At 33.3% G+C, this 24,397-nt stretch carries 22 protein-coding genes and 2 pseudogenes; 11 read left to right on the top strand and 13 right to left on the bottom strand.

The features are described from left to right. Position 1 precedes the first annotated feature (1 nt). From L987_RS10320 to L987_RS10310, 3 genes are read left to right on the top strand one after another with little or no spacing between them, the layout of a single operon-like run. Entirely contained in the window at positions 2–943 is a 942-nt protein-coding gene (locus L987_RS10320) for an osmoprotectant ABC transporter substrate-binding protein (protein ID WP_047504523.1), read from the top strand. 2 nt (positions 944–945) lie between these two features. After that, entirely contained in the window at positions 946–1,635 is a 690-nt protein-coding gene (locus L987_RS10315) for an ABC transporter permease (protein WP_011302417.1), read from the top strand. 18 nt (positions 1,636–1,653) lie between these two features. Next, entirely contained in the window at positions 1,654–2,418 is a 765-nt protein-coding gene (locus tag L987_RS10310) for an alpha/beta hydrolase (protein WP_011302418.1), read from the top strand. Positions 2,419–2,998: 580 nt separating this feature from the next. Here L987_RS10310 and L987_RS10305 read toward each other — a convergent pair. The 9 genes from L987_RS10305 to L987_RS10265 form a co-directional block, all read right to left on the bottom strand. Beyond that, positions 2,999–4,048: an acyl-CoA/acyl-ACP dehydrogenase gene (locus tag L987_RS10305; protein ID WP_011302419.1), complete on the bottom strand. Its 1,050-nt coding sequence runs from the start codon at positions 4,046–4,048 to the stop codon at positions 2,999–3,001. 13 nt (positions 4,049–4,061) lie between these two features. Continuing rightward, positions 4,062–4,823 (bottom strand): ABC transporter permease, encoded by a 762-nt coding sequence (locus L987_RS10300; protein WP_002482415.1) that lies wholly within the window; start codon positions 4,821–4,823, stop codon positions 4,062–4,064. A 6-nt stretch (positions 4,824–4,829) separates the two neighbouring features. After that, the gene (locus L987_RS10295) at positions 4,830–5,780 is read right to left on the bottom strand and encodes an ABC transporter substrate-binding protein (RefSeq protein WP_011302420.1); all 951 of its coding nucleotides are present in this window, start codon (positions 5,778–5,780) and stop codon (positions 4,830–4,832) included. A 12-nt stretch (positions 5,781–5,792) separates the two neighbouring features. After that, entirely contained in the window at positions 5,793–6,533 is a 741-nt protein-coding gene (locus tag L987_RS10290; protein ID WP_002482417.1) for an ABC transporter ATP-binding protein, read from the bottom strand. A 359-nt stretch (positions 6,534–6,892) separates the two neighbouring features. Continuing rightward, positions 6,893–7,405, bottom strand: a complete 513-nt coding sequence (locus tag L987_RS10285) for a DUF4242 domain-containing protein (RefSeq protein WP_002482418.1) — start codon at positions 7,403–7,405, stop codon at positions 6,893–6,895. A 235-nt stretch (positions 7,406–7,640) separates the two neighbouring features. Then, a complete protein-coding gene (gene lrgB, locus L987_RS10280) occupies positions 7,641–8,342 on the bottom strand; it encodes an antiholin-like protein LrgB (RefSeq protein WP_002482419.1) in 702 nt (233 codons plus the stop codon). Continuing rightward, the gene (gene lrgA / locus L987_RS10275) at positions 8,335–8,781 is read right to left on the bottom strand and encodes an antiholin-like murein hydrolase modulator LrgA (RefSeq protein WP_011302421.1); all 447 of its coding nucleotides are present in this window, start codon (positions 8,779–8,781) and stop codon (positions 8,335–8,337) included. Before lrgA ends, lrgB begins: the two co-directional genes overlap by 8 nt. A 120-nt stretch (positions 8,782–8,901) precedes the next feature. After that, positions 8,902–9,666, bottom strand: a complete 765-nt coding sequence (locus L987_RS10270; protein WP_011302422.1) for a response regulator transcription factor LytR — start codon at positions 9,664–9,666, stop codon at positions 8,902–8,904. Further along, positions 9,644–11,419, bottom strand: coding sequence for a sensor histidine kinase (locus L987_RS10265; RefSeq protein WP_011302423.1), 1,776 nt, complete (start codon positions 11,417–11,419; stop codon positions 9,644–9,646). The genes L987_RS10270 and L987_RS10265 overlap by 23 nt, the downstream gene beginning before the upstream one ends. A gap of 423 nt (positions 11,420–11,842) precedes the next feature. Between L987_RS10265 and L987_RS10260 the strand changes: the two genes are divergently transcribed. From L987_RS10260 to pcp, 6 genes and pseudogenes are all read left to right on the top strand, one after another. Then, positions 11,843–13,234 carry an MFS transporter gene (locus tag L987_RS10260; protein ID WP_011302424.1) on the top strand — a complete coding sequence of 464 codons (1,392 nt, stop codon included), beginning with the start codon at positions 11,843–11,845 and terminating at the stop codon, positions 13,232–13,234. Between the two features lie 251 nt (positions 13,235–13,485). Continuing rightward, entirely contained in the window at positions 13,486–15,084 is a 1,599-nt protein-coding gene (locus L987_RS10255) for a M20/M25/M40 family metallo-hydrolase (RefSeq protein ID WP_011302425.1), read from the top strand. 102 nt (positions 15,085–15,186) lie between these two features. Next, a complete protein-coding gene (locus L987_RS10250) occupies positions 15,187–15,627 on the top strand; it encodes a DUF805 domain-containing protein (protein WP_011302426.1) in 441 nt (146 codons plus the stop codon). Positions 15,628–15,794: 167 nt separating this feature from the next. Then, positions 15,795–16,499, top strand: a pseudogene (locus L987_RS10245) (DUF969 domain-containing protein). Continuing rightward, a complete protein-coding gene (locus L987_RS10240; RefSeq protein ID WP_011302429.1) occupies positions 16,492–17,418 on the top strand; it encodes a DUF979 domain-containing protein in 927 nt (308 codons plus the stop codon). The pseudogene L987_RS10245 and the gene L987_RS10240 overlap by 8 nt, the downstream one beginning before the upstream one ends. A gap of 30 nt (positions 17,419–17,448) precedes the next feature. Beyond that, positions 17,449–18,090, top strand: coding sequence for a pyroglutamyl-peptidase I (gene pcp, locus L987_RS10235; RefSeq protein ID WP_002482427.1), 642 nt, complete (start codon positions 17,449–17,451; stop codon positions 18,088–18,090). A gap of 101 nt (positions 18,091–18,191) precedes the next feature. On the opposite strand, the gene L987_RS10230 is transcribed toward pcp, so the two are convergent. The 3 genes and pseudogenes from L987_RS10230 to L987_RS10220 all read right to left on the bottom strand — a co-directional run bounded on the left by L987_RS10230 (position 18,192) and on the right by L987_RS10220 (position 21,969). Then, the gene (locus tag L987_RS10230) at positions 18,192–18,692 is read right to left on the bottom strand and encodes a GNAT family N-acetyltransferase (protein ID WP_011302430.1); all 501 of its coding nucleotides are present in this window, start codon (positions 18,690–18,692) and stop codon (positions 18,192–18,194) included. A 127-nt stretch (positions 18,693–18,819) separates the two neighbouring features. Next, positions 18,820–19,634, bottom strand: a pseudogene (gene yidC / locus L987_RS10225) (membrane protein insertase YidC). A gap of 313 nt (positions 19,635–19,947) precedes the next feature. Further along, positions 19,948–21,969: a cation:proton antiporter gene (locus L987_RS10220; RefSeq protein WP_011302433.1), complete on the bottom strand. Its 2,022-nt coding sequence runs from the start codon at positions 21,967–21,969 to the stop codon at positions 19,948–19,950. 185 nt (positions 21,970–22,154) lie between these two features. On the opposite strand from L987_RS10220, the gene L987_RS10215 reads away from it, so the two are divergent. Continuing rightward, a complete protein-coding gene (locus L987_RS10215) occupies positions 22,155–22,964 on the top strand; it encodes a metallophosphoesterase (RefSeq protein ID WP_011302434.1) in 810 nt (269 codons plus the stop codon). Between the two features lie 135 nt (positions 22,965–23,099). Here the strand turns inward: L987_RS10215 and L987_RS10210 are convergent, their stop codons facing one another. After that, a complete protein-coding gene (locus tag L987_RS10210) occupies positions 23,100–23,708 on the bottom strand; it encodes a C39 family peptidase (protein WP_047504518.1) in 609 nt (202 codons plus the stop codon). A 179-nt stretch (positions 23,709–23,887) separates the two neighbouring features. Between L987_RS10210 and L987_RS10205 the strand changes: the two genes are divergently transcribed. Further along, entirely contained in the window at positions 23,888–24,352 is a 465-nt protein-coding gene (locus tag L987_RS10205) for a GyrI-like domain-containing protein (protein WP_011302436.1), read from the top strand. Positions 24,353–24,397: the final 45 nt, after the last annotated feature.

The following is a 24,397-nucleotide window of genomic DNA, read 5'->3' as shown; positions in this document are numbered from 1 at the left end:
TATGAAAAAGATAAAACAGTATTGTATCGTGCTTGTACTGTGTCTGACGGTGTTATCTGGATGTAGTTTACCCGGTTTAGGTGGAAATAGCTCAGACAACGAGGTCAAAATCACAGCACTTGCAACGAGCGAGTCACAAATTATGTCTCATATGTTGAGACTATTAATAGAACATGATACAGAAGGAAAAATCAAACCATCATTAATTAACAACTTAGGATCGAGTACCATTCAACATAACGCACTCGTAAATGGTGATGCAAACTTATCAGGTGCCCGTTATAATGGTACGGATTTAACAGGTGCATTAAATGAAGATCCTATTAAAGATCCAAAAAAAGCTATGAAAGCGACACAAGATGGTTTCCAAAAGAAATTTGATCAAACATTTTTTGATTCATATGGATTTGCAAACACTTATGCATTTATGGTAACTAAAGCAACTGCTGAAAAATATAATTTAGAAACTGTGTCTGATTTAAAAGCGCATAGCGATAAATTGAAACTAGGTGTCGATAGTTCATGGTTAAACCGTGAAGGCGATGGTTATCCAGGATTTACGAAAGCATATGGCTTTGATTTTAATACAGTACGACCAATGCAAATCGGATTAGTATATGATGCATTGAATTCGAATAATTTAGATGTAGCAGTCGGGTATTCAACGGATGGTCGAATTGCCGCATATGATTTAAAAGTATTGAAAGATGACAAACATTTCTTCCCACCTTATGACGCAAGTTCAGTGGCGACAAATAATTTATTAAAACAGCATCCAGAATTAAAACCAACAATAGAAAAATTACACAATAAAATTTCAACGAGTGAAATGCAGAAACTTAATTATCAAGCTGATGGTGAAGGTCAAGAGCCTGCAGTCGTCGCTGAAAAATTCTTAAAAGCACATAACTATTTTGAAAATGATAAGAAAGGTGGTCATTAGTAATGGAAGGTAATTTATTTCAACAATTAATTGAATATTATTCAGTAAACTTTGGCTACCTATGGGATTTATTTATTAAGCATTTACTTATGTCTGTTTATGGTGTTCTATTTGCAGCTATTGTAGGTATTCCTATTGGTATCGTCATTGCAAGATATAAAAAATTGTCTTGGACAATTATTACCATTGCAAACATCATTCAAACTGTACCTGTTATTGCGATGTTAGCAATATTAATGTTAGTGATGGGACTAGGTCCTACAACTGTAGTGGTAACGGTATTCTTATACGCACTATTACCAATTATAAAAAATACATTTACTGGTATTGTTGGTGTCGATGAAAATATTAAAGATGCCGGTAAAGGTATGGGAATGACGCGCAATCAAGTCTTGCGTATGATTGAATTACCATTATCTTTATCAGTCATTCTTGGTGGACTGAGAATTGCGCTTGTTGTAGCCATCGGGGTTGTTGCAGTCGGCTCATTCATAGGTGCGCCAACTTTAGGTGACATTGTTATTCGAGGTACGAATGCAACAGACGGAACAACATTTATTTTAGCTGGTGCAATTCCAATTGCTTTAATTGCAATTTTAATTGATATCTTCTTAAGATTTTTGGAAAAACGTTTAGATCCATCTAATAAAACGCATAAGAAGAAAAAACACGAAACACAAAGTATTAATTAATAAAGGTTGTGACTGACTTTGGCAATATTATCAATAAACTATAATTCGACGACGATTGGTATGCATCATCCTTTTATAGTGATTTTACCTGAAGACGCTACTTATTTTGATTCAAATGCACAACCGAAAGCGTTGAAAACGTTATTGCTTTTACACGGACTTTCAAGTGACGAAACGTCGTATATGCGTTATACGAGTATTGAACGGTATGCAAATGAGCATCAATTAGCAGTAATCATGCCGAATGCAGATCATAGTGGTTATAGTAATATGGTGTATGGTCATAAATATTATGATTATATACTTGAAGTATTGGATTATGCGCATCAAATATTACCACTCTCGACTAGCAAAGAGGACAATTTTATTGCGGGACATTCGATGGGTGGCTATGGCACAATCAAATATGCGCTGTTAGAAGGTCATCGTTTTGCGAAAGCTTGTCCTTTATCTGCTGCATTTAACGCACAAGGTTTGATTGATTATGATTGGTATGATTATTCTGGATTTGCAATTGCTGGTCCAAATGCACAAGTAGCAAATACAAACTTAGATCCGTATTATTTAGTGGATGAAGCGATTAAGAAACAAAAAGAAATTCCCGAATTGCTTATCATGTGTGGTACAGAAGATGATTTATACCGAGACAATCAGCAGTTTGTACAATATTTAAATAAACGCCAAATACCAAACATATTTGAAGATGGACCTGGTGAACATGATTACGCATATTGGGATAAAGCGATACAACGTGCAATCAAGTGGTTCATAGAAGGAATATAGAAAATCAAATTGGAATGATATGAGTCACAAAAAAGCATCCTCATAGGGGGATGCTTCAGACTGTCTACAAAGTCTCCGACTTTGTTGGCAGTTTTTTTATGCACGCTTTCCGCGGGCACTGCCTTAGCCTGTAGTCTTCGGCTAGTGCTATTCCCGCAGGAGTCGGCATAAATCACTGCCTAAATTATAATATATAAATTAAACACATTAATAGGGATTGATTCCTATCTACATATTAGTTCCAAAAAATCATTTGTTAATTATAGTCTATTTAGCATTATATTTAGATTTTATTTATGAACTTATCGAAGACAAATATTGTCATATTAATAGCAGTCCATCTAAAGTACCTGTTATTTTACTAAAATATTACTTATACAAAGACAATTAGGAATCAAAAATAAGAAAAAAATTAAAATAGACAAACCCTGCACATTTATTGCGCAATGTTTGTCTATGTCTTGAGGGAGTAGGACAGAAATCAAATTTTTCAATTCAGTCATCTACTGCCTAAACGAAAAAGAGTCTGAGACAACTATTATGTCCAGACTCTTTTTTACGTATATTAGAAAAGTTTAAACTAATTTACAGTATAATTAAATGATTTAAATTCTTCTTCTAATTTACCTAAATGTCTTAAGGTAGGTGTCAATGCTGCAAAGAAAAATCCTTCTTTCAACTTACGTGCTTGTGGTGCTTTAGGAGAGTATGCTCTTGAACCACCATTGACCATAGACGCCTGATTAACTTCTAATAGTAAATATCCAGCTTCTTTTTTAAGTCGAATAAGTTCGCCAAATTGATTATCCAAATCATTTTTTGCAACAAGATTATAAAAGTCTTGCTTGATCTGTTTATAGCGTGATTCAAAATCTGAAATGTCGTATTCTAAATATTTATTGATGCCATTTTGTGCGTCAGAGAATTTATGAATTAAATCAAGTGAAGCACGAACGGAACCTAGGGCAATAGGAACTTGTAGTGTTACAAATTTTGGTCGAATATCTGAGGCAAATGATTTTGCGTCATGCGTGATGATTTGCGTGTCAGGAATCAGTACATCATCCATCGTTATCGCAAATGTTGCTGAACCATTGACACCTAAGAAATTCGACTTCTCATCAAGTATAATACCATCTTGATTGGCATGTACAATAAACATTACTAATTCATCATCAGTTTCAGACTTTGAAATGGCCCCAAAGTAGTGATCAGAACCGATATTGCTTACTGCTGGAAGTCTACCGTTTACGTAAAATTTTCCCTCTTGATAATGGTGAGATAAATTGAAAGACTCTAAATCATTAAATGATTTCATAGGATTTGATAAACCAGTTGCGCCTAATATATCACCATTTAATAATGATTGTTGTAAATCATGATTTAAATGCGCTTGGTCAGCATTTTCTAAGTATGTTGAGAATGCGAGTTGGCACCATAAGCAAAATCCTGTAGTTAGACAAGATTTGGATACTTCTTCAATAATTTCTAAATTATTTTTCAAATCATTTTCTTTAAAATAACCTTCTTTAAATAAAGTTTGAATAAATTGTTTAGGATAGTGTGTACCTTCATCTATTTCAATTAAATATGGATCTAATTCATTTTCGATAAGTGTTTGTAAACTCATAATAACGTCTCCTTTATTCTCCGAATCGTTTTAGAATTAATTTTTCTAAATAACTAATAAATCTATCTATAATGAAGCCGAACAAACCAATAAAAAATATTGCGGCTAATACATCTTCTAAGTTCAACATATTTCTTGCATCTACTATCAAAAAGCCTAATCCAGACTGGGCACCAATCATTTCACCAGAAACTAAAAATATCCAACTCGTACCTACAGCCATATGAATACCACCCATAATATGTTTGAAGGCACCAGGGAATAAGATATTTTTATATAATTGCCAACCTGTTAAGTTAAGATTTGAAGCGATTTTTAAATATTGAGGTTCAATATGTCTAATGCCTTTAATTGTGTTAAAAACAATCGGAAAGAAAGCAGCGATAAAAATAATTGCCATAGCTGGTAAGCTACCGATACCAAACCAAAGTACAACGAAAGGTGACCAAGCGATAGGTGATATAGGTCTAATTAATTGTAAAAGTGGTTCGATGGCATGGAATAGTGCATTTACACGACCTAATAAAAATCCGATAGGAACACCGATTAAAATGGCAAGAACAAATCCGACTATGAAACGAAATAAACTAATAAACAAATGAGAAAATATTTCCCCGGAAATGATGAACTGCCAAATGCTCTTAGCAACAAGTAAAGGACCAGGTAAGAGGATAGGTTGATAATTTCCTATCCAAATCACGCATTGCCATATAAATAAGAAAATGATGAAACTAATAATAGGTAAAGTGAATTTTTTAGTTAATGCATGTGTCAATGCGTACTAGCCCTCCTTGTATAATGTTGGATCAACAAAATCTTTATAGTCAGGTGTGTTAAATAATTTATGTTCTTTGACTAAATGAGTGATTTTATTATAGCCTTCTTTTTCAATTGTTAAATCTCCATAAGAAGTCCAATCTGCTGATTGTTTTAAAACTTTTTTATCTTGTTTAAAATGTTTACTCATGACTTCTACGCTTTGCTTTTTATTGTTCATTTTATAACCAGCTTTTTTATAATCAGTCATAAAAGCTTGTGCTGTATGATGGTGTTGATTGATTAAATCCTCTCTGAGCACAAGTGCACAGCAATATGCATCAGGTATCACATCGCTACCATGTTTTAGCGTATGTCCTTTGCCTAGTTTTTCTCCTAAGGCACCAAAAGGTTCAGCTACTGAGTATCCTGAAATACGATTTTCACTTAAAGCTGCGGGCATTTCTGCAGGTGCCATTTCATGATAACTAAAGGTATCAGAGTCTAAATGAAGTTGTTTTCGCATTTCTTCTAATAGTAGGTAATGTGTCGAATACCGATGTGGTATCGCAAAGCTATAATCTTCGTGATTATGGAAGTCTGAAATTGTTTCGTTATTTTGTCCCATAATGACATTACCTTCGTGATGGCCTAGAGCAACTGCTTTAATATTTGAACCTTTCTCTTTAGATTTCATCGCAAGTTCGATTAAGGTAGATGCACCATCGATTTTGCCACTATTTAAAGCGTCCATCAGGTCAGGCCAATTATTAAATCTTACTAGTTCTAAGTTGTAATTCGCGTTTTTGGTTTGTTGCTGTATTTGTTGGGTCATCATCAAGTTTGCTGAATGTGTAATAGGTAAATAACCAATTTTTATAGTTTCTTTTTTATCGGATTGTTTTTGACTATTACTTTGTGTACAAGCAGAAAGTAATACTAGGAATATTAGAGAAAGGATTAATAATTTTTTCAATATGCTGCCTCCTTATAAATAATATTCCGGTTCTGCCATATAATGATTTAAGGCAAACTTTTCCATGATAGTATTACGGATATTTAATAAATGGCTATCATTGCGATTACGAGGATGTGATTGCTTAATCTTATATTGATCGATAATTTCACAACCCTCTCCAAGTAAAATAATATTGTCAGAAAGATATAATGCTTCATCTATATCATGTGTGACAAGAATAATAGTAGCGTCAGTTTGATGCTTTAATTGAATCAATTGATCTTGTAGTTTATAACGGGTAAATGCATCTAAAGCACCAAGTGGTTCATCCATTAAAATAACTTTCGGTTGATGTACTTGTGCTCTACAAAGTGCAACACGTTGTTTCATCCCACCAGATAATGATTCAGGGAATGCTGAGCCTTTATTATTTAAATCGACACTTTTTAAATGATGGTTAATTTCTTCATTACTCATACGCTTATTTAAACCAATGCGTATATTGTCATAGATATTTTTCCATGGAAAAAGATTATGATGTTGGAATATCATCAAACAATCTGGAGATGGCGTTTGTTTAATTTGACCATTGATATTAACAGAACCAGATGAGGGTGTTAAGAAACCTCCAATAATATTTAATAAAGTTGATTTGCCACATCCACTTTTCCCAATAAAAGTAATGATTTCTCCTTTATCTATATTTAGTTCGAAATCGTTAATGACAGTATTCTCTCCAAATTGATGATGAACTCGATTAATATGAATCACGGTAGACACCTCAATTATTCTTATCGTTTTAATAAGAATTGTGTTTACACTAAAGGGCTATGCAAGTACATAGCCCGTGAAGTGGTTGTTTATGAATTTACTTTTTAGAAAATCTAGTGATTAATCACTTTGTAAAAAGGCAGTAGATGACTGGATTGAATTGCGCTTATATTAAGCTTATTCAACCCTAGTCATCCTTGCCGGGGTGGGACTACGAAATCTTTATTAAAACAAATGATTTCTGTCCCTCTCCCTAAGAACTACTAATCTCAATTCTATTGAGAAATATATAAGGATTACATTAGCTAAAGCTAATGCATAAGAACTACTAATCTCAATTCTATTGAGAAAGTAGTTCTTTATATTTTTTCGATGTCATCGATTGGTGTATCTACAGCTTTACGAGCACGGCGTACAGCGTCTTCATCTGGCGCATCGTACATACAAATACATTTTGTCATGTCTTCACAAACATACGTACGTTGGAATTGTACTTCCGGTACTTCTTCGTAGTGAACTGAATTTTTCTTCTTACGTGCTAAATATTGATCCATTGTAATACCTTCTGGGATATTCCAAGTTACAAGGTAGTCAATTTTAGGATCGCCTTTTTTAACTTCATCCAGTTCTTTACCAACTAGACGCACTTCTTTAACTAAATTTATATTAATTGAAGCATCTTCTAGAAATTGTTTTGCTTCAGTATCATTATTTGCTTCTACAATAAAGTAACCATGTGTTAAGTCTTCAGTAGCTTGAACTTCAATTAAAGTAGGTACATCACCAGTTGTTAATTGAGCAGCTTTATCTTCTAATTCTTTTTTATTTGAGGCAAAAGCCAAATCGTTTGCTTCTAGTAAAAATAATGTCATAAATCTTAACCTCCAAATATTAATAGTAGGTGTATAATACAATAAATCTTATCAGATTACAAGGATATGAAAATAAGTAATTTAAATTTTCTGATAAATTATAAAAATAGTATATAGTTAGCGGTTAAATTGTAATGGGTGCAGTAAGGTAAGAAAATATACGTGTATAGATTTAAGTTTTTAAAAAATAAACCCGCACACGTCATTTAACTTTATACGTGTGCGGGTTATTAAATTATAATAGTAATGTTGCTAATATTGGAGCTACGATTACAACAATCACACCAACAATAACTAGAGAAATAGATGCCATAGATGCTTCAGTTTCACCAAATTCTTGTGCAGAAGAAACACCTAACGAATGGCCACTTGTACCAAGTGCTAAACCACGTGCAATAGGATTTGTTATATTAAATAACTTAATTAATTTAGATCCTAAAGCATATATAATCACACCATTTAAAATAACTGCTAGTGATGTCAACTCTTTGATGCCGCCGATATCTGCAGATACGGGTAATGCAATGGCAGTTGTCGCACCTTGAGGTAACATAGATGCTATGATGCCATTAGAAAATTGGAATGCTTCGGCGATAAGATAGATACAAACAAGTGCAGCAGTTGTACCTAATGTGATGCCGCCTAGGATTTGTTTCCAATATTTTTTCAAGACATCGCGACGTTTATATAAAGGTATAGCGAAACATATTGTTGCTGGTTCTAAGAAGAAATTAATGATATCGCCACCGATTTTATAATTTGCGTAATCAATACCAGTTAATTTTAAAAAGGCAATGCCGACGACCATGCTGACAAACAATGGTGTGAACAAGAAAAAGCCATTTGTCTTTTTAAATAAAAAAGTTGCGATGATAAAAGGTATAAGTGATAGTAGAATACCAAAATAAGGTGTATTAATCGCTAAATGTTCAATCATAATTTATCCTCCGCCAATTTTTTTGTTTTGAATTTTTCGGAATAAAGGATTTTGTAATAAGCAACTGAGATAAAAATCCTGTACATAACAACAAGAGCAATGTTGAAATGATAATTAATAATATAATTAGGATTGGACTTGTGCTTAATATGCCTAATGAATTAATGACTGAAACACCTGCTGGTACGAATAAGAAACCAATGTTATTCGTTAATGTGGTTCCAACAGTTTCTACTTGGCCAAGTTTTACAATACCAGTACATAAAGCAATAAATAATAGGACAAGTCCTATTACTGAAGCTGGCATTGGCACCGGCATGAAACTTTCGATGATGTTTGAAATAAACATAATAATCGCTATAACAAGCGCTTGATGGAAAAAATTATATGTTTTAGAGATTTTATTGTGCGTTTTGCGTTGTTCTTTTTCTACTCCCATTTAAAATTGCCTCCCAAAATGATCTTGAGTTAATTATAAAATGAAAGCGATTACGATGGAGCGTTTTTGATGTGACTTACGACACGTTAGAGCTGAAATGCATAAATTGAAATGTGACTATCAATTAAGCCCCATCATTTGTTTGAAAGTTTTCATATAGGAGCGGCTAACCTGAAACCTTAATTGATTTGTCATGGTAAGTTGATACGTATAATTGAACCAATGTTCAATGGTTTGAATATGGGATTTATTAATTAATGTTGCACGATGGATACGCATGAAATTTTGCGTTTCAATTTTCTTTTCATAATGACTCAAAGGCTCTGAAGTTTCGAAATCGTCGAGTGTTGTATTGATTGTAGTAATACCATTGTTGACCGAAACTGCAATAATATCATCTAAGTTAATAATATGAATGCGTTCATTTACCTCAATAGGGAGCACTTTACTTGTTTTTGTTTTTTCGTTGTTTTGAGTATCCATAGAAGCTGTTGTATAACTATCACTATGATGTTCGGTAGTTTGCCCCAAAGCTTGTTCTACTTTGTGAACTGCTTGTGCAATACGTTGTTGCTCAAAAGGTTTAAGGATATAATCGATGGCATCCAATTCAAAAGCCTTTACAGCAAAAGTATCATGCGCTGTGGCAAAGATGATAAAAGGCGCATGTTTCATTTTCTTTATTTTGTTGGCAAGATCAAGACCACTTTCGTCCATTAAATTAATATCAAGAAAAATAACATCATAATCATCATAAAGTAATAGTTCTAATGTCTCAGAAACATTTTCTGCTTTATCAATTTTTTCAAAATGGTTTATTTGATTTAGCAAATAGTGAAGTTCATTACGTGCTAAGGGTTCGTCATCTACAATGATTGCTCTCAATTTTTTCCTCCTCTAAATTATGGTACGGAATCGTACAACTCACTTGTGTGCCTTGGTGATCGGAATGAATTTGAAGACTTGCTTCATAACCAAACAATCCATCTAATCTGCGATTTAAATTTTCTAACGCGCTGCCTGTACCAGATTCTGAATGGACACTGGTTTTACCAATTTTATCAAGTTTTTCATAAGGGATACCATGACCATTATCGGATACGGAAATGACTAAACCTGTTTGAGCTTTGTGTGCTTTTACGATAATTTCGTTATTGTATTTCCTATTTTTAAAAGCATGCTTAATGGCATTCTCAACAAGTATCTGTATAGCAAAAGGCGGTACAAGTGCGCCGTAACAAGTACGATCTATGTCAAACGACACATTGAAGCGGTCCGGATATCTAGCTTGTTCTAGAGATAAATAGGATTCTACTTGTTGTAATTCTTTTTCTAAAGAAATCGTGTTATTACGCGCACCTTGTAAATTAGATCTGAAAAATTGACTGAGTTGTAAAAGTAATTCACGTGCTTTTTCACTATCAATACGTATTAATGCAGAAATGGTATTAATTGCATTAAAGAAAAAATGTGGATTAACTTGTGCTTGAAGTGATTTAATTTCAGCATCACGTATTAAGGCACTTTGTGTTTCAGCTTGACCTAATTCAAGTTGACTGGAAAATATTTCAGCAAGTCCAGTTGCTAATTGTTTATCTGAATAGTTAACATCATATTTATTTGTAAAATATAATTTTAATGTCCCGACAACATCATTCTTGACGCGTAGAGGTACTACGATTGCTGCTTCTAAAGGGCATCCTGGGTGGTTACAACCGATTTCTTCACTAGAATATGCTTCTTTTAAAGTGCCAGATTGAATGGCTCGTTTAGATAAATTAGTAATAATTGCTTTTTGGGCAACATGATGGTCGCTCGCTACGCCAACATGAGTCAAAATATCTTTACGGTTGGTAATTGCTACCGCAGATACGCGCATTAAATTAAGTATAATCTCTGCTGCTTTTTTCGCTGATTGCTCATTCAAACCAGAGCGGAAATAAGGCAATGTCTGGTTAGCAAGCTGTAACACATCATGTGTTTGTATCGCACGCGTTTCTTCCTCTTGTTTAATAGTAGATAAAATAATAGATAAAAATATTGCTGTACCGATGGAATTAATCGAAATCATAGGGATAGCGATGAGTTTTACTAATGTCCACGCATGTTCAGTATTATCAGAAAATAAAAGAATACAAAGCATTTGAATTATTTCTGTTGTACCACCAATGCACGCACCTTTGACTATCGTAGGATAACGGTTAGCACGCATCGCTTTATAGCCAAAATAGCCAGAAATTAAAGCGATGAAAATAGATGAAATCAAGTAAATATATGCATCAGCACCACCAATGTAAACACGATACATACCTGAAATGACGGCAACTGCTAATGCTACAAATGGACCACCGATAAGTCCTGATACGCCAATAGTCAAAACACGTGTATTTGCTAAAGAAGCATCAGGGTCTAGATGGTTATAAACAGTTCCATTAATTATTTCATCGCCTCGGATTTGTATACCAGTGAAGTTTGAAATCATAGAGAAGCAACCAAAAATAATAATTAATTGCCATTGTGAACGTCGTTTCTCGCGCTCATTCATCATTGTTTTAAAATGGTTGATGTTCATTAGTATATAGGCAATAAGTATGATTAAGCCCACACGTTCAAGAAGTAGTATAAATAAATTTAACATAATGCACCCTTATCATAGTTTGTCTTAATATAGTATACAGAAATTTTTTAGCTATATGTTATTGCAGAAAAGTAATTATCATTTTAAGCGATAAAATTTTAGTATAATTCGATGAATTTTAAAGAGAATATTACTCTTTGAGTTTACAAATATACATTTAACGCTGTTTTTTAGCAATATCTATAGCTAAGTGTTATTTTGTTAATATTGGGTTTTTAAATATTTTGTGAAAACGAAAGAAATTATATAATAAATAATTGTCTGATGTTTTCACAAATAAATAAAGCTTAATTTCATTTTAAAAGATTCATTTTGAAATAGATATAGACTTTTTTAGAATATGTTTAATTTGAGTTTAAAAACGTGTATATCTTTTTTGAAGTGATGCAATGCTTTTTGGGGGATATAGGAGGAAAAAAGAATATGGAGTCATCACAATCATTTGAAGGAGATAATAGGCTTCTTGTAGGTATATTTTTAGGAGTTATTACATTCTGGTTATTTGCACAATCTCTTGTAAATATCGTACCAGATCTTCAGTCATCGTTTGATACAAATTATGGCACAATTAACGTGGCAGTAAGTATCACAGCATTATTGTGTGGGCTGTTTGTTGTCGGTGCTGGTGGGCTAGCTGACCGATATGGTAGAGTTAAAATGACATATATAGGATTGATTTTAAGTATTGTCGGTTCATTACTGATTATTATTCCTGGATTTATACCATTGTTAGTAGTTGGTAGAGCCATACAAGGCTTATCTGCTGCGTGTATTATGCCATCAACGTTAGCAATCATTAACGAGTATTACATAGGAAGCCGACGTCAACGCGCCCTGAGCTATTGGTCTATTGGTTCATGGGGCGGTACAGGTATTTGTTCATTATTCGGTGGCATGGTGTCTACCTTTGTAGGTTGGAGATCAATTTTTATTATCTCTATTATTGTGGCACTCGCAGCGATGTATTTAATGAAGCATGCGCCAGAAACAAAGGCGGTTCAAACAAAAGAAACGAAACGCGCCAAATTTGATACGATTGGACTTATTATTTTAATTATTGCAATGTTGAGTGTCAATTTGATTATTACACAAGCTTCAAATTATGGTTTATTTTCACCACTCATTTTGTCATTGATGTTCATTTTTATTGTTGCAGTTATTGGATTCTTATTTTATGAAACAAGAATACACAATCCGCTGATTGATTTTAGGATATTTAAAAATAAAGGTTACACGGGTGCAACAGTATCGAACTTTTTATTAAATGCCGTTGCCGGTACTTTAATTGTAGCGAATACTTATTTTCAATCAGGCCTTCATTTTACATCATTCCAATCTGGCGCAATGACGATTACTTATCTTGTGGCTGTACTTGTAATGATTAGAGTCGGAGAAAAAATACTTCAACACATTGGACCTAAACGTCCAATGTTAATCGGTGCAGGGTTAAATGCTGTTGGTATTATTTTAATTTCACTCACATTCCTACCTACACCGATGTATATCGTTATGTGTATACTTGGTTACTTAATTTATGGTATCGGATTAGGTATGTATGCAACGCCATCTACAGACACTGCTGTTACGACAGCGCCTGATGACAAAGTAGGTGTCGCTTCTGGTGTCTATAAAATGGCGTCCTCTTTAGGTAATTCGTTTGGTGTTGCGTTGTCAGGAACAATATTTACGGTTATGACAACCACTGCGAATATACATGTAGGTGCCATGTATGGTTTGTTATTTAATGCAGCATTAGCTATTATTGCATTTTTAGCTGTTCTATTACTCGTGCCTAAACATCAATTTAATAATTAAAATAGAATGCAAACTGTGATATGAATTGATCCTGGAAGCTTATCTTTCATAGAACGTCATTGTTATTAGAGCGGGACAGAGAAATCATTTCTAGAAGATTTGATTGCTGTTCCGCTCTATTTTTATTATCAAGAAAATTTAAGAATTAATAGTTAAATAAGTGTATTGAAAAATTTTAATACTAAATGCATTGATTATGAAATTCAAAACGGTTTATAATCTAGTAAGCGCTTACATATGGGGGTGATCAATTGACTAAATTATTATGGCAAACATATGAAGACAGATTGATTTTATTAAAACGTTTAGTAAATCATCAAACTGTGACGAATACGGAAGGTGAATTAACATTTCCGAGTTTTATAAAGCAATTATTATTACAGATTCCTTATTTTGAAAAAAATCAGTCACAAATTTTACTTGAGACTACAGAAGATAATAAAGAGGCCGTTGTAGCCTTTTATAAGGCGCCCACGACAACTAAAACGATTGTGTTAATTAGTCATTTCGATACAGTAGATGTAGATGATTATGGCTCATTTCGTGAAGATGCGTTTGACCCAGATAAACTAAAATATGATTTCACACAATACAGCAGTTATTTAAGTACAGATGCTATTGAAGATTTAAAAAATGACACCTACCTCTTTGGTCGGGGCGTGATGGATATGAAGGCTGGGTTAATGTTGCATTTATCATTAATCGAATTAGCAAGTATAGAAGTATGGGATATCAATTTGATATTAGTAACTGTGCCAGATGAAGAAGTAAATTCATCAGGTATGAGAAAAGCAGTGGAAACGATAGCTTCAATAAAACAAACATTTCAATTAGACATTCAACTACATTTGAATAGTGAGCCAACGTTTCAACAAGCAAGTGCAGATGAACAACATTATATCTATTCTGGCTCTATAGGTAAAATTATGCCTGGGGTATTGTGCTACGGAAAAGAAACACATGTAGGTAACCCATTAGATGGTCTGAGTTCTAATTTTATGATGAGTTATATGAATCAAGCAATTGAGTATAACCATTTATTTAAAGAAGAATTTGAAAATGAAACGACACCATTGCCTGTTTCGCTTATGACGAAAGACATTAAACAAACGTATGATGTTCAAACGCCATTTAGGACAATGGGGTTATATAACATGTTTCTATTTAAGCAAAAGCCAGCGGATTTATATAGACAATTTATAGATACGGTCATTCGTGCGACAGAGCGTTGTGAAAGTGATTGGTTAAAAATATTAGAGAACGAAGACATTGAATTTGAGACAAAAATCAACGTCCTCACCTTTGATCAGTTAAAACAATATGCGATTAAACATTATGGCGAATCACGCATCGATAAAGAAATACAACAGGTTATCAAAGAAACGCCGGGGCTTCATATGCAGAGCATTCGTGTGACAGACCGCTTAATGCAAATTTGTCGCAATATCGCACCTGCAGTTGTGACATTTTTTGCGACACCATATTATCCTGCTGTAAATGTTTCATACGATCAAAAAATTGAGGAAACCATCGCATTAGTTAAAGAGACATTTGAAGAAAAATTTCAATGTCAGAGTAAACGTATACATTATTTTAACGGTATCAGTGATAGTAGTTATTTAAATTTTGCTGGAGATATGTCTCAAATGATAACTTACGAAAAGAACACACCGAATTTTAATGCAACGTATACGATTCCATTTGAGGCGATTAAAGAAATTAGTGCGCCGACATTACTTTGTGGTCCTATTGGCAAAGATGCGCATAAAGTGAGTGAACGATTGCATAAAAAAAGTGCTTTTGAAGAATTACCATTTGTGTTAGAGAAACTCATAAAATCATATATTTAATTTCCGATTATCATCTATGGGTTGAGTGTGATGTGGGTATTACGATATATTAAGATTATATACAAATGAGGAACCATATAATTAAATTAGAGAGGTAATGCTATGATAGAGGCGTATAAAGATTATTGGAAAAGATATATAGATTTTAAAGGTAAATCGAATCGTTTAGAATTTTGGACGCCAGTATTGGTACATATTATCAGTATTTTTATCATTGCGTTGATTGGTGCGTTTAGTTTTATTGTCGGTATATTCATTGTAGCAGCAGTATTGTCAGCTTTAATAGGGTTGTTTGGATTAGCTAACATTGTCCCGATGGCTGCAGTGACCTTGCGAAGATTTTATGATGCTGGTCGAAAACGGACAACAGCGATCATATTAATTATTCTATCTGTGGTAGTTAATATTGTCTTTGATATTATCCAAGTTGACAGTATAGCAGTCTTCTTAAACATTGTTTCAATAATTTGTACTATTATATTAGTGATAGAAACACTACTACCTTCGAAAAATGTAGAAGATGCACAATTAAAATGGTTATAAAATATAAAGCATGGAGATGGAAATCATTATGATGAAATGTGATTCCTATCTCCATGTTTTTTTTATTAATAAAAATTTGTGAAAAGCACGTTTTTTCATTTAAAAAATCTGAAAATTCATTGTTTTTAGACAGAAGAAAACTATAATATAACTGAAGGAGGGATTTTATGGAATGGCTAAAATTAATAGGTATTATAATTATCATTTTAGGGTTTTTACTTAAAATAGATACCATTGCAGTTATTTTAATTGCAGCTGTCGTGACAGGACTTGTTTCAGGTTTAGATTTATATGCCATATTAGATACATTAGGAAAAGCGTTTGTAGATAATCGTTTAGTTACATTATTTATATTGACGTTGCCGATGGTCGGACTTATTGAAAGATTTGGATTGAAGAAACAAGCCTCTAATATGATTGGCAAGGTTAAGCAAGTGACGAGTGGTCGATTACTGACGATTTATTTAATTATTAGGGAACTTGCTGGAGTAGCATCAATTCGTATAGGTGGTCATCCACAGTTCGTACGTCCATTGATAAATCCGATGGTATAGGGCGCACTAAGGACGCGTTATAATTTAAATGAAAAAGAAATTGATGCCAAAGATATTGAGAAAATAAAAGCTCAGACATCGGCAATGGAAAACTATGGTAATTTCTTTGGTCAAAATTTATTTGTTGGTGCAGCTGGTATATTATTGATGGTTGGTACTTTTCAATCCTTAGGTATTAAAGTGGACGCAGTTCAACTTGTATTAGCGTCTGTACCGATATCCATTATCGTATTTTTAATTGTATGGATAAATAATATACGGTTTGATAAATATTTATATAAGAAATATGGTACAAAGCGGGTGAATAAGGATGAGTGAAAGTATTTTAAATCATATTTTAGAAATTTTTTACATATTAATAGGTCTCCAATTACTTTATACTGCGTTTCGAATACTTAAATCTTCTAAGCATCATAAAAAGTATGGTACGGCATTATTTTGGATTTTATTAGCAATTACATTTATCGCTGGACCTTATATACCTAATGTCTTTAATGGCATATTCATATTAATGATGGGCGGATTGACTTTATTTAAACAAGTTACCATTAAAAATATTGTTCATGTTACAGAAAAAGAAGGAGATATGGGTGCACAAAAATATGGTAATAAATTATTTATACCAGCACTTATATTAGCGATTGCTGCTATTGCTGTCTCAAACTGGACGCCATTGGGTGGCGCAATTGGTTTGGGCATTTCCTCTATATTGGGACTAATTGCAGCATATATGGTGATTAAACCTAAAGTGAAATATATTTTCTATGATAGCGATCGATTAACACAACAAATTGGCACGGTGGGCATACTACCACAATTTCTTGCAGCTTTAGGTGTGCTGTTTACGGTTAGTGGTGTGGGAGATGTGATATCTAAAGGCATTTCGACAATACTACCAGAAGGTAATCATTTAATTGGTGCAACAGCCTATGTCTTAGGCATGGTGTTATTTACCATGCTTATGGGGAACGCATTTGCAGCATTTACTGTGATAACTGCAAGTATTGGTATACCATTTGTTATTGCACAAGGTGGTGATCCAGTTATTGCAGGCGCATTAGCAATGACAGGAGGATTTTGTGGCACATTATTAACGCCAATGGCAGCTAATTTTAATACGTTACCCGTAGCTTTGCTAGAAATGAAAGAAGAGTTTGGTGTGATTAAAGCGCAAGCACCCATTGCAATAATAATGATTATAGTACATATCGCTTTAATGTATGTATGGGCGTTTTAGAAAAAATAAGGTTAAGAAGGGAACATTTATATGAGAATTTTAATAACTGGTTTCGATCCATTTGGTGGAGAACGCGTTAACCCAGCATTAGAAGCTGTGAAATTATTACCTGATGAAATTGGCGCACATAAGATAGATAAGTTAGAAATACCTACTGTTTTTCACAAAAGTAAAGATGTCATTCTATCTCAAATGAAGCGTTATGAATATGATATCGTTTTGGCTATAGGACAAGCTGGTGGGAGATATGAATTAACACCTGAGCGTGTTGGGATTAATGTGGATGATGCACGCATTGCCGATAATGAAGGTAATCAACCGATTGATGAAGTGATACAAGTTGATGGAAATGCAGCATATTTTTCTAATTTGCCAGTCAAACGAATAACAGAAGCGATTAAAGCACAGGGTATTCCATCAAGGTTATCTAATACTGCTGGCACTTTTGTTTGTAATCATATTTTATATCAGCTAGGTTATTTACAAGCAACAGCGTTTCCAAAAATAAAATTTGGCTTTATTCATGTACCATTTGTTCCTGAACAAGTTACTGATAAACCAGAAAAACCGTCTATGTCATTAGAAACGATTCGAATTGGTTTATATGCTGCTTTAGAAGCAATTGTTGAATCAGGAGAAGATATAAAAGTCGCTTTAGGTGAAACACACTAAATAAAATAAACAAATAATGAGACCGAGACATGTATAGATGCCCCGGTCTCATTATTTGTTTATTGGAAAAGTAGATCAAGCAATGATTTTGCGCCGCTTTTTTAATGATCATGTTCTGTACGTGTATAATCCATGCGGACTTCATTATAGGTTTTACCAAAGTATGTTGGCTTTTTATGCTCAGTTGCTTTAAAGCCTATTTGTTCATAGAAATGAATGGCATTTGTGTTTTCTTCAACTACCCATAGCGTCACATTATCAGGATAGGATAATTCTAATGCACGTTGCGTTAAAGCGTAACCAATCATATGACGCTGATAAGCTTCTAATAGATATAATGCATAAATTTCGCTCCAGTCATCTGATTCTGAAATGGATTCTGTTTTACCATAAGTGATAAAACCTACGATTTCATTTTTAACAATTGCTACTAACGTAGGTAAGTTATGCAAGGAGGACTTCTTAATAAATTGTGCTTTATCAAGATTTTCTAGATAGTCATTTACAGATATATGGTTATAAGTGCTCAACCAACTTTCGTAATGGACATTTGCTTTGCTATGTCGATCTTCTTCAGTTAAAGCTCTGATTGTAAATTCCATAGAATGCCTCCCTTACATACTAAATTGATATTATTATAGCATCATTATTTTTGAAAAAGAAATTTTTCAATTCAAAATTGTATGTAATTAGAAATGGGAGATACATTGTATTAAAGTATAAACGATTTTATGATTTCGTTTCTTCTTTTAATTCATCTTGAAGTAATGAAGCTTCATTGCGTACAATTTTGCCATAATATGCATGTGCAAAATGCATTTGTATGATTAAGAATAAACCACCTACTGTCCAATAAAGTCCTAAAGCGGAAGCAGATTGTAACGAAATATAAGTGATAAATATGGGAGATAGTATCATTAAAACATAGTGCGTTTTTCGCTGATCTTTTGGGTAGTGAATGGCATTTACTAAAGTTTGGAAAAAATAAACCACTGCTGCAATTAAAGAAATCCATAGATTTGGCTCAGTTAAATTAAACCAAAGAAAATGTGGATGGCTGTCAATGCCTCCATCACTCGGGAATTTTAAAGTGATAATTAAACCATATAAGATAGGCAACTGAATTAATATAGGTAAACAACCAATCATATTTTTTAAAGGGTTAATATCATATTGTTTATATGTATCCATCAAAAGTTTATTTGCTTCTAGTTTTTCTTCTTGAGTTTTAGCAAGCTTTACATTTTCTTTCAATGTATCAATTTGAGGCTGTACCACTTCAGTTTTTTCACGCATCATGTGCATATTTTAACTTGCAATACCATAAAGGGGAGTAAGAGCACACGTATTAGTAAAACAATGGTAATGATTGCTAAACCATAATTTTCTCCATACAAATGGCCTAAGGCATGTAATAACTTATCGATGGGTTGTACGAATATCATATTGAAAATGCCTTGATCATGATTATGAGTTTGTTGTGACTTATTGCATGCAGTTAGGAAAAGGGGAATCGATAATAAGAATAGCCACTTTATACGCATCATTCATCCCTCCAAATTAGTGTTGATATAAATATAACTTTAACACAATTGAATGAGATTTTTAAGTATTTTTAAAGTAGTAAAAATCGGAAGCATTATATTTATCCATAAGTATAAAAATAAGGCACCACTTTAGTATAGCCTTATGACTAAATTAAAGTAGTACCTTAAGTGTGAAGTTGATATCGAGGACTTAACAACCTACACTAGAACGCAATCAGCATATAGAGATGATTTTAATGTTGTGACACTATCTATCTACGAGCGTCTAATTAAGCAAGCGTTTAAAAAAATTGATTTCTATTACATTGCTTTATTTTGATGCCCAAACAATCTCATTATAATTTATATTTTCACGAACTTGTGAAGCGATATGTGCATCCAATTTATTATTTTGTACAAGTTTATCTAAGAATGCTCTTTGCATGTACAAACCTTCAAGTTTATGCGCTTCTGTAATAGAAGCGGGTGTTTGATTGTTTTTATTTTGATTTTTTCTAATTCTGTGTAATCTATTGTAATACTGGTTTAAAACAATATTTACTTCTAATACGTTGTCACTTGTTTGTTCAGACTTTAAGCGTAATGCAACGTTGTGATTTACAATACGCATGATTTTCTTTACTTCTTGGAAATTAGATTTAAATTGTTTTATCTGTGATGTGTCTGCATGTTTTTTAGCTCTAATTCTCAAAATGAGCATCTGTAATACTACTTTGAATTTATGAAGTGCAGATGATTCCTTGTATTGTCTAGAAGTTTCTAATGCAGAACGATAATTTAAAATAGTTTGACGGTCTACTTTGTTTTGAGAAACTAAGCGTTCCAACGTCTCAGATTCTTCTTCATTGGCAATATCTTCAAGACGCTTCATTTCTTTAGCATTATTATCTTCTGGTGACATTTGCAGTAAAAAGAATAATTCATCAAAATACTCTGATATAACAGTATTATAGTTTATAGACTCATCTTCTTTAGATTTAACTTTAAAGTGTTTAATTACATTTTGAACAATAAGGACTTTGGCAGCAACATAACTCATAGAAGTTGATGCTTTGCGTTGTTCAGACGGTGTAATTAATGGGAGAACGATTTGTGCCATGACTAAACTAATAATTACCATCAAAGAAGCAATAAATAGTAAGTCATTTTTATAAGTAAACGTTTGTTGCTGTGCTAGTAAAGTGGGCAAGGTTAGTGCCATAGATAGCGAAATCGTACCGTGAATACCACACATTGTCATGATAAATGCGTAATGCACCCGTTTTGGCGGTGTTTCTTGATTGTCATTTAAATAGGATTGAATGTTATTCGGATAGTAAAATTGTTTGAATAAGATGAACACCCAAATAAAACGAAATACATAAATGGCTAGAGCGATAAGTAACGTTGTGGTAATTAAAAATTTAATATTTTCTGGTTCTTTATTAATAATTTCAGAAACGACCTTTGGCACGATGAAACCTAACACTACGAAAACAAAGCCATTAAGTACATAACTTAAGGTACTCCAAATTTGATTGTAGTTCATTTGTAACTCTGTTTGAGCACGTATCAAACGATCTCTTTCAAATCCATGAATTAAACCAGCGATGACTACTGCGATAATACCGGACGCGTGTAACATTTCAGCGACAAAATAGACTGCAAAGGGAGTCAGTAATTGAATGAAAATCATTGTATTACCATCTTTAAGCCCTTTATTCATTGATAAATAAATACGCAAACGTACAATTAACATGCCGATAACAATCCCTATTACAACCCCTAATATTGTAGAAATAATAAATTGTTCAATTGCATCAAATGCAGAGAATGCGCCTGTTACTAAAGCAGTCACTGCTATTTTGAACGAAATAATACCAGCAGCATCATTTAACAGAGACTCACCTTCAAGTATAGATAGTGCCCCTTTTGGTAGGATTTTACCTTTAGTGATTGCTTGAACTGCAACGGCATCCGTTGGACAGAGGATTGCAGCAATTGCAAATGCTGCTGGCATAGGAAGTTCCGGCCAAATCCAAGCAATAAAGTAGCCGACGCCAATAACGGTAGTAAATACAAGCGCCATAGCCATCAAAATGATAGGTTTACGATATTCTAACAGCTTAGTTCTTGATACATGTGTGCCTTCAACAAATAGTAATGGTGCGATGACAGCCATCATAAATACTTCTGAATCAAATTCAAAATGCAAGGGGATAGGAAGGACATAAAGACAGACACCTAACGCAATTTGAACAAATGCCATTGGCACTTTAGGGAATTTATTGTGAATAATTGAACTGATTATCACAGCAATAATAAAGATTAGAAAAGCTTCTAGTAATAGCATAAAGACTCCTAGTTATTTTTTTGATTATTATATCTTATCATTATATAAAAATCATAGATAGTCATATATAGAATGTCACTAAATTTAATAAGTATTTCAAAGGATTGATTAGGCGCATCATTTAATACTATTTAACGGAATATGTCATAATGGTGATGTTAAGTTAATAGAGGAATGTGATAAATATGAACATTGGTGTTATTTCGGATTTACATATTGATAGGCATAAATCTCTAAAGCCAAAGGATTATGAATACGAACTCATCAAGGCAATACAGCGTAATCAAGTAGAATTATTATTAATTGCTGGAGATATTTCGAATAATTACAAGTTAACTCAAGCTTTTATTAAATCAGTAGAAGCACAAGCTCAAATAAAAGTTTTATTTATTCCGGGCAATCATGATTTCTGGTCTGCTGATACGAATGCTACATCAGCTGAAATCTTAGAAGAGTATATGGGGATGGAAGCCTGTTTAATCGGTAAACCATACCATTTAAATGACGCTTGGGCAATAGTGGGAAATACGGGGTGGTATGATTATTCATATGCAAGTCCTGAATTTTCACTTGAACGCATTGCACGTAGAAAATACTATGGTGCAACGTGGCAAGATAAGGTGAAAATTGATTGGCCCATGGACGATAGAAAATTATCGAGAATTGCAGCAAATCAAGCCATTAAAGATATAGAAAAAGTCAAAGACAAGCAAATTATTTTAATGACCCATATTGTGACACATCCGAAGTTTGCAGTGCCGATGCCACATCGATTATTTGATTATTTCAATGCTTTTATTGGAACATCTGATTTTGATGAAATTTATAAAAAGTATCCAATCCGTTATAGTATTATGGGACATGTACATTTTAGAAATCGTTTTGATGAACAAGGTGTCACTTATATTTGTCCGTGTCTTGGATATCAACGAGAGTGGCGTTCAGATGATGTGACTCGTGAAATAGATCATGCGCTAAATATCATTCAGATTTAAAACATGCAGAAACTATAAATAGGATAATGAGTTTAATTTCATTGTCGTTTAGTAAAAAAAGAGAACTAGCGCCCGATCAACCATAAGTGATTTTATCATTTTATGTTTGATTGGGCGCTCGTTTTATTAGCAGTTTTATGATAAATGAAAACTTATGCGGCCAGGCGCATCATAACTTTGCTCTAATTTTGATTTTTTGATTTTCATCAATTGATATTTGGTCGGTATTATAGCTGGTAAGATAAATGATTTTCCTAAGTGGGACCACAAGGGATCAATATAATAATAGTGTTGAGCATCATAACCAACGAGAACGGTGACGTGAATATTAGCTACTAACTTTGTTGGTTGGTTATCTAATTTATAAGTACGACGGTAAGGTCTTTTACCCAGTACGGTATGATAAATAACAACGGGTTGTCCTTGGTCTATAATGTGACATAAATCAGTTAAGGATTGACCAGTGCTATCAACGACATGATTTGAATAGCGTCTAAGATGTGGAACGAGAGCAGTTGGAAAAATAGTCTGATGATAACCTAGTTTTATCCATAAATGATGTCCTACGTATCCTTTATATGGGTTATTTCTATGTCTCGGCCAGTGACGCATAATTTCAGTGGCTGGTATGTTAAGGTGGTTAAATTGTAAAATCATTGCTGCAGAAACACCCTCACAACCCATGATCATCGGAATTGGAAACAATTGGCTGATGGGTTTTACTGATAAAATATTTGAATTCATGATGAAAATCTCCTAGTAAATTTTACTCAACAAAAGTGTGAATGAAGTTAATTGCTATTATTATATATCTATTCATAAAGATTGCCTATTAAGATGCTTGAATTTCGAAGTAATAGTTTGTCATGGATATTCTATATATGTTTTGGTTATAATAGCAAAAAAGAGGGTGGGGAATGCGAATGAATTATATAATTGAAGAGTTGCCAACGTTATCTGTTATTGGTGAGAAAAAGATATATGCCACTGGACAAAAAGCACAAGAAAATATTTTTATGTTTTGGATGGAATTTGATGATAGTGGAAAAAAAGATCAATTACTAGAGCTAGGAAATAATCAATTGCCGGGCTTACTTGGTGTTTGCAAGCCCCATGATAGTGGAGAGATACATTATTTGATAGGCGTAACCAGTGAACATAAATATGACAAATGGCGAAACATAGAATTGGAAGGTGGCAGATACTTAGTATTTGATGCTAAAGGGCCAGTACCAGAGTCAATTAAAAAAGCGATGCAACAAATTAACAAAGATATTTTACCTAAATTGGATTATGAAATAAGACATGCACCATTTTTTGAATTATACAAAGAAGGGGCCATTAGAGAAGATGACTATGTCACAGAAATATGGTTACCTATTGTTTAATAAAATAGAAAGTAATCACAAGTGGGACAGAAATCCAAGTCTCTA

The sequence above is a fragment of the Staphylococcus sp. ZWU0021 genome (genome assembly GCF_000798895.1).
In the GTDB taxonomy this organism is placed as follows: Bacteria; Bacillota; Bacilli; order Staphylococcales; family Staphylococcaceae; genus Staphylococcus; species Staphylococcus saprophyticus.
Note: the sequence above shows the minus strand (reverse complement) of the source record. Positions and strands in the feature narration are given on the sequence as shown.